This window comes from Mesorhizobium sp. M2A.F.Ca.ET.067.02.1.1 (genome assembly GCF_004023285.1).
Taxonomy (GTDB): domain Bacteria; phylum Pseudomonadota; class Alphaproteobacteria; order Rhizobiales; family Rhizobiaceae; genus Mesorhizobium.
This window is the reverse complement of sequence record NZ_RZSB01001336.1, coordinates 1-682: the sequence shown is the minus strand read 5'-3', so window position 1 is coordinate 682 and position 682 is coordinate 1. Positions and strand designations below refer to the sequence as shown.

At 63.8% G+C, this 682-nt stretch carries 1 protein-coding gene; it reads left to right on the top strand.

The window, feature by feature from the left end:
• On the top strand, positions 1 to 682 hold a 682-nt coding region (locus tag EOA28_RS37680; RefSeq protein WP_148671208.1), incomplete at both ends, for a pyridoxal-dependent decarboxylase.

Genomic DNA, 682 nt, shown 5'->3' with positions numbered 1-682 from the left:
GTCTCAGGCATCGGCGAGGAGAACCTCGTCCGCATCCCGGTCTCAGGACGTTTTCGCGCCATGGATCCGGCCGCGCTTGAGGCCGCAATCGTCGCCGATCGCGCGGCCGGCTTGCTGCCCGCAGGCATCATCGCTTGCGTCGGCGGCACCAGCATTGGCGGCACCGACGACATAGCCGCGGTGGCCGCGGTCGCGGAGCGGCACGGGCTTTACCTGCATGTCGACGCCGCCTGGGCCGGATCGGCGATGATCTGCCCGGAATACCGGCATTTCTGGGCAGGCGTTGAAGGCGCCGATTCCATCGTCTTCAATCCGCATAAGTGGCTCGGTGCGCAGTTCGACTGCTCGATCCAGTTTATTCGCCAGCCGGAAGACCTGGTGCGCACGCTGGCCATAAAGCCGGAGTTTTTGAAGACGTTGGGGCACGACGGCATCATCAACTATTCGGAATGGTCGGTGCCGCTCGGGCGTCGTTTCCGCGCGCTGAAACTCTGGTTCCTGCTGCGGGCCTATGGCCTCGAGGGCTTGCGCGCCATGATTCGCAATCATGTCGCCTGGAGCGAAGGACTGGCAGCGCGGCTCGCCAGGGAAGTGGATTTCGAGCTCGTCAGCGAGCCGATGCTGTCGCTGTTCTCATTCCGGCACAAAGCGCCATCGGGTACCAATCCGGACGAGCACAATC